Genomic DNA, 8,765 nt, shown 5'->3' on the forward strand with positions numbered 1-8,765 from the left:
CGCATCAAAACCAACTGCTCATTCGCCCAGCTCAGCGTCCCAATCGAAATCGACCGGCGGCGCAGTCGGCTCCTCGGCCGCTTCGCCGCCGGTCGCATCCCCAATATCCCTGCCATCCCACTGGCAGAGCCGCATGTCGACGCGCCCATCGTCCAAAAACGTCACGTCCTCCGCGGCAAGTCGCGCTCGTTGCTCCTCAGGCCCGCCGAACGCAAAGCCCGGCGCAAGCGAGCCATCTTTAAACACCACGCGATGACAAGGAATCCCCGTCTGAGCCGCGCAACCCCACGGATCGGGGTTTCTGTGCATGGCATACCCGACGAACCGCGCCTTGCGAGGTTGCCCGATCAGCCGTGCCACCTGCCCATACGAAACAACCTTCCCACGTGGCACTCGCCGAACCGTCTCATACACCCTGTCATTGAATTCGCCCATGCTTCGCCTTCCAATCAAACGATGCGGCCATCGTGTCTGCCCCGAACAATTATAAGCAGCGAATCGTAGGGACAGTGAACCCGACCGACTGCGCAAATCCCCCTATCTTGCAACCATGCGCGATTCCTTGCGGCACCTTGTCGAAAGCTCGGCTAAATCCCAGTTCAGACGTGGTAAAATCACATGTTCGAGAAATTGGCACAGATGGTTGCGCCGGGCACGGCGCGGGCGGCTAGGGAAGGGACTTGGTCGCTTGGGGGAACACGGGTGAGAATCCCGGGCTCTACCAGGAATCGTATACGCTGATGAACGGGTTGGCGGCTTGACTTATGCGCAGGTCCGTCGGCAGGCACCGCCGCAGGCATGCGGGCCGTTCAGGTAAGGCGAAGTCGGAATGCCCATCCATCGCACGAAGCCCTGGAAGAGAGGTTCCGATGACCATCGGCGAATCGTCCGAACGCGCGCAAAACGTAGCGCAAACTCGCACAAACGTGCGGAAGGTTGCGCGTTCATATGCGCAGACCGCATCGAAGTCATATGAGCGGTCGCTGATCCAGGGTATGTTCTCCATCTTCTTGGCGGTTGCGCTGGCCGTCTCCATGACGCCGTCGGCGGCGCTCGCTGAGACGCAGGCCAGCGTTTCACCCGTTGCTCAAAAGGAAGCGCAGAAGGCTGATGTGCCTGATGCTGGGCAGGTTGAGCCGACGCCTGATTCTACGGAACAAGCAGAAGCTCCATCGCTGCCGTCCGATGCTCAGGGACCCGCAACCGAATCCGGAGACCATGACGAAGCAACCGACACCGCCTCCGGCAGTGTTGCTTCGGATGCCGAAAAGGTTGACGAAGGCGTTGACGCGGCGGGTGCTGCTGACAACGACTCGCAGGAGGATGCCGATCAACCCGCTGCTCAGGCGCCCGAGCAAGATGTTCCCGCAGCAGTCGCTGAGAACGCCCTTAAAGAGGAGACGGCTTCTCTAATCAACGCAACTTGCTCCGTTATCGGCGTTGATGCGCAGGGAAATCGGCAGACGTGGGCTGCTGCGCAAGGATTCTCCCTCAAAGAGGGTGCAACTGCGGCAACCTTGACCGAAGAGTTGTTCAAACGTACCGGGCTGAAGGCCGATTACAACCCAAATGGTAGCTGGGGATGGGCTCTGAACGCAGTTTCCTCGCCGCTTGAGGGTGGCCCTACGCTCAGCTATGATCCGGTTACTAGGAATTACTGGCAGCTGTTTATCAACGGCAGTGCTTCTTCGGTCGGCGCGGGTGGCTATACCCTTAAGGAAGGCGATTCCGTTGTTTGGGCTTTCACCGCCTTCGGTGATTCCGCTCCGACCAATGACCTTTCGGTGTCGTGCGAAGTTATCGGCCAAGACGCTGATGGTAATCAGCAGATTTGGGCGCAGCCAACCACCATCGATGTGTCGGAGGGTTCCAGTGCGGCCGATTTGACGCGCGCCATGTTCAAGCAGGCGGGCTTAGTGGCCAATATCCAAGAATCGGAATACGGCATCTATCTCAACACCATCACCTCGCCGTTCGATAAGAATGTCACGCTCGGCTGGGATCAAAACACCAAAAAATACTGGCAGCTTTTCGTGAATGGCGAACCTTCGGGGGTCGGTGCCAGCGGCTGCATTCTGCACGCCGGCGACAAGGTTAGCTGGGTCTACAGTGCCGATGGCGCCATCATGCCTGGGCAGATGAACATCACGGTCGAGATTATCGGCAAGGACAGCAACGGCAAGGCCGAACGCTGGGCGCAGCGTTCGCGCAACGAGCTCGCAACCGCTTCCTTCGACGACATCTGCTTGAGCTTCTTCGACGAATGCGAGCCTGATTGCGAAATCCTTGATCTGGGTTTTACCTGGCTTCTCATTTCCATAACCTCGCCATCCGGCGTTACGCTCAAAGGAGGATGGAACTGCCTGATCAACGGGAAGGCCATTAACAGCGCAGCTGGCCTTACGCTCAAATCCGGCGACACCATTTCCTGGGTGCACGGCTCGAACACGCTTCCGAACCTCGATGAGGTGACGATCGATCCTTCCGCGCCTCGTCCCGATTGGGAGGCGGATTGGGCCGGCGATCAGTCCCGTCCCACCACAGCGGCAACCCCGACCGACTATATGAAGTCGGACTGGACGCTCGACTACAAGCAATACTCCAGCGCGCAATACGCCAACGCCAGCGAGCCCGTCATCGTAAACGGTTTCGTGTACCTTGCCGTAAACAACCGCTTGCTCAAGATTGATTCGTCTACGGGCGAAGTGGTCGCGCAGGCTAACCTCGTCTCCTCCATCGGCTACACCACGCGCCCCGTTTACGCTCAGGGCGTGATCATGGTCCCGCTTGACGGCGGTGCCGTGCAGGCTCTTACGGCCGACAACCTGACTACTGTGTGGGCCACCGACAAGCTCAGCGATTCGGCGCAGTCTAACTCCGCGATCGCGGTTAACGGCAGCTATGCGTATGTGGGCACGTGCGACGTGGATTTCGTCGCCGGTACCTACGACAATGGCTTCCTCACCTGCATCAATATCCTTACGGGTGCAGTGGTGTGGCAGCATAACAATGCCAACGAAGGATATTACTGGGGCGGCGCCGTTAACGTCGGCGGCTACACGGTCGTGGCAACCAGCGCCGGTACCGTCGAGGCGCTGAGCGGTGCAGGTTCCGTTATCAGCACGGTTTCCCTTGGCGCGTTGGTGAATTCCTCGTGCGTGGCGTCGGCTGACGGCAAAACCCTGTACGTGATGTCCCGCGATGGCAAGCTGCATGTGCTTGCGATCGACGAACAGGGCTCTCTTAAGGAAACCAAGGTCGTCGATCTGGGCCTTTCCGGGTGCGCTAGCATGCCCACTGTCAACGGCAACACCATGTATGTTGGCGGCGAGGTGGAAAGCGGCGCCGCGGCGCTTGCGATCGTCGATCTCGGCAGCTTCGAGTCCACGCTCATCACCCAAGCCGATGGCGCAATGCTGCCTGGGGTCAAGGGCTATGGCGGAATCAAGGCCTCTCCGCTCGTGTCCACGCAAAACGGTGAAACGTACGTGTACTTCACCGTAAACTCTGGCGAAACCAGCGACTGGGTGAACTACACCTCGGGCGGCGGCGTGTATCGCTATAAGGTTGGCGATGCGCAGGCCACGTTGGCGTACGACGCCAAGGGCTTCAACAACTGCTGCGACTCCCCGGTCATCTGCGATGCCGAGGGCAACCTGTACTACATCAACGACTCCGGCACGCTGTTCAAGCTGGTCGGCGGCGGCGTGAAGCCTTCGCCTGCTCCCGATCCTGCTCCCGCGCCTCAGCCTGGCCCTGCACCGCAGCCTAATCCCAACCCGGATCCGGCTCCCGGTTCCGATCTCGGCACGCAGCCGACGGTTGCCGGGTTGGTCGCTCCTGCATCCCTGCCCGTTGCAGCAGGCGGTGCCGCGCAGCAGACCGACGGCGTGTCGACAGCCGCTTCGGCGCGCCAAGAGGTGTCCTCTTCCGCGAGCGTTAACGGCGCTACTGAGCAGCATGCCGCCACTGCTAACAGTTCCGATTCCTCCGATTCCGCTGAAAGCCACAATGACTCTCGCGGTCCCATATGGCCCTACGTGGTCCTTGGCTTGGGCGTTGCGGGCATCGTCGGTGCGGGTGTCTGGTGGCTGTTTGCCAAGCGTCGCCAGAGTGGCATTAAGTAGGAGGTTGTCATGTCCGAGCACATCAACGAAGCTGCTCATGATGAACCGGCTGCGGCGGGCGATGCTGCCCGTCGCAGCTCGGCGGAAGCTGCGGCTTTGACTGCGGGTTCGACGCCCCCTGAACAGCAGCTGCATTCAGGCTCTGCTTCCCGTCTCTCCCCGAAGGTCAAAGGCGGCATCATCGCGCTTTTGGCCGCATCGGTGCTGCTCGTTTCCGTGGGCGCTTTTGCCCTTACGGGCGGCTTCGGGGGGCAAGACGGATCGCCTGCGCAGTCGTCTGCTCAGGGAGAACAAGCTGCGGAGCAGGGCCGCGTGACGGCAACGAAGGTCACCGGCAAGGCCGAAGCCAGCGCCGAATCGGAAGCGCATTCGAAAGCGGAATCCGATTCATCCGAGCAGAACGGCGAATCGGGTTCCGCTGCCGGGCAAAACGCTGATTCGGATTCAGCTGCTAACGGTAACGGCGGCGCTGTGGATTCCGACACCACCGCGGGCGGCTCCTCCCAGCCTTCCGCCTCGCCGTCGGGCGATTCCGGATCGCAAGCTTCCGGCTCCGGAGGCCAGCAGCCGGCTGCGGCGAATATCGTCACCGTATCGGTTTCGGTTTCCAGCAGCGCCGTCGGCAATCCGGTTTCCGCCAGCGGATCGTATTCGTTCAATCCCGGCGCCACGCCCTATGATGCGTTGTGCGCGTTGGGCTTGTCGGTCAACGCGCGCAGCACTTCGTACGGAACCTACGTTGCCGCTATCGGCGGACTTGCCGAAAAGGAGCACGGCGGAACCTCCGGCTGGATGTACTCCGTCAACGGCAGCACGCCCATGACGGCGTGCACCAACTATGTGCTTTCCAACGGCGATGTGGTCGTTTGGTACTATGTTGCCGGCTAGGGAAGCCGTTGTTCGAGAATGCAAGGCCGGGGTGCGCCCCGGCCTTTTCCGTGAAGCTGAGATGACCGCTGCATGAACGCGCCCCCGGCACAGGGGGTGCGCCTCCCGTCTCTTCCGTGGAGCTGAGATACCTTATATGACTTGCGTGTTCCATATTTATCATCCCATCGTTCCCTTTGCCTTCATCGCGTGCGCGCTAGCGCTGAGCATGGGGTGCATGCACCCCGTTTACGTGGCCTTGTCCCTTGCGGGGGCGTTGGCCTGCTCGGCGGTGTGCCGCGGTGGACGTGCGACCTTATTGTCGCTGAGATGGGTTGTTCCCCTCTGTCTTATCGTGGCGGCGGCGAACCCATTGTTCGTGGCATCGGGCTCTACCGAGCTGTTTCGTATCGGGTCGCGAGCCGTATATGCCGAGGCGGTCATCTACGGCTTATGCTCCGGCGGCATGTTCGCCGCCGTGTTTCTATGGTTCGCTTCCTATTCGGCTTGCCTGGATAGCCAACGCGCTATGATGCTGTTCGGGCGTCTGCTTCCCGTCGTCACCCTGATGGTGTCGCAGGTGTTGCGCCTGGTGCCCCAATTCGTTTCACGCGGGCGCGCGGTTTTGGCGGTGCAAAGCGCTGCCAGCGCCGCGATGGCGCAAACCAAGCGCGAAAAAGCCGCAGCTCATTTGCGCGTGGTGAACGTGCTCATGGGTTGGGGAATGGAGGATTCCCTTGAACGTAGCGATGCCATGCGCGCACGTGGCTATAATTGCGGCGCAAAACGCACGTCGTATCGCCGATTCCGTATCGGGCGAGCTGATGTCTGCGTGCTTGTGTGCCTGTTCTTCCTGGTTGCGGCTTCAGTGGCTTGCGCGGTGGTCGATTTATCGGGATATGCGTTCTATCCGACCATGAAAGCCATCGGCCCCTGGTGGCATTTTGTGCCATATGCCCTGCTCATGCTGTTTCCTGTTGCCTTATCCACCTTGGATTGGTGGCGTTGGAGGTCGTGCCGATGAATCCTCAAAACCATTCGCTATTCGAAAACAACGGCGAGTCTGTCGAAGAGTTCCCCATTCCCGCAGTGCAGGTGCGCGGCTATTCGTTCGCCTATCCATCCGAAGAAGGCGATTGCCGCGAATCACGTGCGGTCTTGAACGATGTGAACCTTAGCATCGAGCAGGGAGCGTTTTGCGTTCTCGTTGGAGCCACCGGCTCGGGGAAGACCACCCTTTTGCGCTCCCTCAAACCTGAGCTCGCCCCGGTTGGCCAGTCGTCGGGCGACATCAACGTGCTCGGCCGCTCTCTGAAGCAGCATAAGGCTGGCTGCACCGCGGACCATTTGACGGACTCGACCGCAAATCCGCCCGCAAACCCGATAACCCCGTTGGAATCCGCCCAGCTTATCGGTTATGTCATGCAAGATCCCGCGGCGCAGATCGTGTGCGATACCGTTTGGCACGAGTTGGCGTTCGGCCTGGAGAACCTAGGTATCGAACCCGACCAGATGCGTCGTCGCATCGCTGAGGTCGCTCACTTCTTCGGCATCGAGCCGTGGATCAGGTCGAAAACCGAGGACCTTTCGGGAGGTCAAAAGCAGCTTGTCAACCTGGCTGCCGTGCTCGCGCTGCGCCCTAGGCTGCTGCTGCTCGACGAGCCGACTGCTCAGCTCGACCCCAACGCTGTTAAGCAGTTCCTGTTCATGCTTTCCCGCGTGAACCGTGAGCTCGACATCACCGTCGTCATGGCCACGCATTCGCCAGAGGACGTTCAGCCGTACGTGACTCAGCGTATCGACTTAAGCGACCCCGGCCTGGTCGGCACGTTCGAGTGCGCAAAAGCCGCATTGTCGCCTTACTTCAGCAGCCGATATGCTCAACTCGCAGATGTTGACGCGGTGTTGGCCGCCCGCGATGTGCATTTTCGCTTCGATCGCCATGCGCCTTGGGTCCTTCGAGGGGTGGAGTTTCGCGTTCGGCAGGGCAGTGTTCATGCGCTTGTGGGTGGCAACGGATGCGGCAAAACCACGCTTTTGCGCTGTCTTGCCGGTGTTCTGACGCCGCAACGCGGTCGCATTGACAATAAGCTAGCGGCATCTCAGGCATTGCTGCCGCAAGATCCCAAGGCACTTCTAGTATGCGACTCCGTGCGCGAGGAGCTTATGGAATGGGCTTCGCGTTGCGCCTACGACGAGCAAGCCGCGCATGCTATGGCACAGCGTTTCGGTCTGTCCGACCAGCTGAGTCGTCATCCGTTCGACTTGTCCGGCGGACAGCAGCAAAAGCTCGCGATCGCCAAGCTATTGCTTGCGCAGCCTCGCTTGCTGTTCCTCGATGAGCCTACGAAGGGTCTCGACCCCGCATCGTCCGCCGATCTTTCGCGCATCGTGAAGGCCCTGGCGGCAGAGGGCAAAACCATTGTTTTGGTCACGCATGATTTGGATTTCGCATTCGCCACGGCCGACGAGGTCTCCATGCTCTTCGACGGAGAGCTCGCCTGCACGGAGCCTGTTCAGGACTTTTTCGAAAACAACCTCATCTACCGTCCGAATTCCGAGTGCCGTTTCTTCGGGCAAATCACGGAAGATGGTGCAGCTCATGACGAATAGGGAACCAGGGGAGGCCGGGATCTTCGGGCAAAACCCCCAAAGCCCACAACGCGGCGAGCAGCACCTTCCCGCTCGATGCGCTTCGCAAAACGCACCGAAAGCCGTGGAGCGCAACAGCAATGACATGAAGGCGTCGGACGCCGCGGCTCAAAACCCGCCCATTCGGCATAATCGCAATCATCGCGCAAAAAGCCGAATCGCTCTGGAAACGCTATCAATCTGCGCAACGCCTGCAATCTTGGTGGTATGCACGCTCGCGAATACAGACCAAACTGCGCTTTTGTCCCTGGTGGTCGTCCTCGCATCGCTTGGCGTGTTCTTCGCAACATATGAATCCTCGGCCCCGCGTCTGCGCGACATCATGCCGACGGTGGTTCTCGCCGCGCTTGCCGCGGCAGGGCGGATCCTGTTCGCGCCCATCCCAGATTTCAAGCCGGTAAGCGCGATTGCCATCATAGCCGGCGTGGTGTTCGGCCGGAAAAGCGGGTTCATGGTGGGCGCATTGGCCGCACTAGCGTCGAATTTTTTCTTCGGCCAGGGCCCATGGACCCCATGGCAAATGTACGCATGGGGCCTTGTGGGCTACGGAGCGGGGCTTTTGGCGGCAATCTCCGCAAAAGCCCCTAAAATCACCGGCAACTCAAGGCTTGCCGAATGCGGGGAAGGCCGCAGTTCGCGCAAGCAGCCTTTGATTGAGCGACATGTTGTAATCATCTATATATATGGATTCGTTTCCTGCCTCATGTACGGCTTCATCTTGAACGCATGGAGCATCCTCAGCTTTTATCACGCGCAAGCAAGCGGCCTCGCAGGGGTCCTGTTGGTCTACGCAACTGCCTTGCCATTCGATGTGACTCATGGCATAGCAACAGTTGTGTTCTTGGCAACGCTATATGCGCCATGGCGTCGCAAACTGAAACAAATCAAAAGCAAGTATGGAATGGAATAGGGAAGCACTACGAAGCAAAACACTACATATAGTATGTACGTAAAGAAACACCAGTAAATATAGAAACTCATGCCACATATTGTGTACAGGATGTGAAGACCGGCGCAAAATCGCATCAAGGGATTGTCAAGCGGCCCGCAGCCGCGTAATATACATCCCCGCCCTGAGGCAAGGGCGCACCGGAACGGGAGGCTGAGCCGACCGGCCGA

General features: G+C 59.6%; 6 protein-coding genes. 5 read left to right on the forward strand and 1 reads right to left on the reverse strand.

Annotation, left to right across the window (positions count from 1 at the left end; translation table 11 throughout):
* Positions 1–18: 18 nt before the first annotated feature.
* Positions 19–435: an MGMT family protein gene (locus Q0G75_RS08585; RefSeq protein ID WP_365911061.1), complete on the reverse strand. Its 417-nt coding sequence runs from the start codon at positions 433–435 to the stop codon at positions 19–21.
* Between the two features lie 434 nt (positions 436–869).
* On the opposite strand from Q0G75_RS08585, the gene Q0G75_RS08590 reads away from it, so the two are divergent.
* From Q0G75_RS08590 to Q0G75_RS08610, 5 genes are all read left to right on the forward strand, one after another.
* Entirely contained in the window at positions 870–4,127 is a 3,258-nt protein-coding gene (locus tag Q0G75_RS08590; protein ID WP_294417959.1) for a DUF4430 domain-containing protein, read from the forward strand.
* Positions 4,128–4,136: 9 nt separating this feature from the next.
* On the forward strand, positions 4,137–5,015 hold the full coding sequence (locus Q0G75_RS08595; RefSeq protein WP_294416709.1) for a DUF4430 domain-containing protein: 879 nt from the start codon (positions 4,137–4,139) through the stop codon (positions 5,013–5,015).
* A gap of 217 nt (positions 5,016–5,232) precedes the next feature.
* On the forward strand, positions 5,233–6,018 hold the full coding sequence (locus tag Q0G75_RS08600; RefSeq protein ID WP_294416706.1) for an energy-coupling factor transporter transmembrane component T: 786 nt from the start codon (positions 5,233–5,235) through the stop codon (positions 6,016–6,018).
* Positions 6,015–7,607: an ABC transporter ATP-binding protein gene (locus Q0G75_RS08605; RefSeq protein WP_294416703.1), complete on the forward strand. Its 1,593-nt coding sequence runs from the start codon at positions 6,015–6,017 to the stop codon at positions 7,605–7,607. The genes Q0G75_RS08600 and Q0G75_RS08605 overlap by 4 nt, the downstream gene beginning before the upstream one ends.
* Complete coding sequence (locus Q0G75_RS08610) at positions 7,597–8,556, forward strand: ECF transporter S component (protein WP_294416702.1); 960 nt, start codon at positions 7,597–7,599, stop codon at positions 8,554–8,556. The genes Q0G75_RS08605 and Q0G75_RS08610 overlap by 11 nt, the downstream gene beginning before the upstream one ends.
* The last annotated feature ends 209 nt before the right edge of the window (positions 8,557–8,765 follow it).

Source organism: uncultured Senegalimassilia sp. (genome assembly GCF_934636665.1).
GTDB lineage: Bacteria > Actinomycetota > Coriobacteriia > Coriobacteriales > Eggerthellaceae > Senegalimassilia.

Excerpts from the sequence above, each read along its gene's own strand:
- Q0G75_RS08585 (WP_365911061.1), bottom strand. The coding sequence starts at position 435 with ATGGGCGAATTCAATGACAGGGTGTATGAGACGGTTCGGCGAGTGCCA.
- Q0G75_RS08590 (WP_294417959.1), top strand. The coding sequence starts at position 870 with ATGACCATCGGCGAATCGTCCGAACGCGCGCAAAACGTAGCGCAAACT.
- Q0G75_RS08595 (WP_294416709.1), top strand. The coding sequence starts at position 4,137 with ATGTCCGAGCACATCAACGAAGCTGCTCATGATGAACCGGCTGCGGCG.
- Q0G75_RS08600 (WP_294416706.1), top strand. The coding sequence starts at position 5,233 with ATGCACCCCGTTTACGTGGCCTTGTCCCTTGCGGGGGCGTTGGCCTGC.
- Q0G75_RS08605 (WP_294416703.1), top strand. The coding sequence starts at position 6,015 with ATGAATCCTCAAAACCATTCGCTATTCGAAAACAACGGCGAGTCTGTC.
- Q0G75_RS08610 (WP_294416702.1), top strand. The coding sequence starts at position 7,597 with ATGACGAATAGGGAACCAGGGGAGGCCGGGATCTTCGGGCAAAACCCC.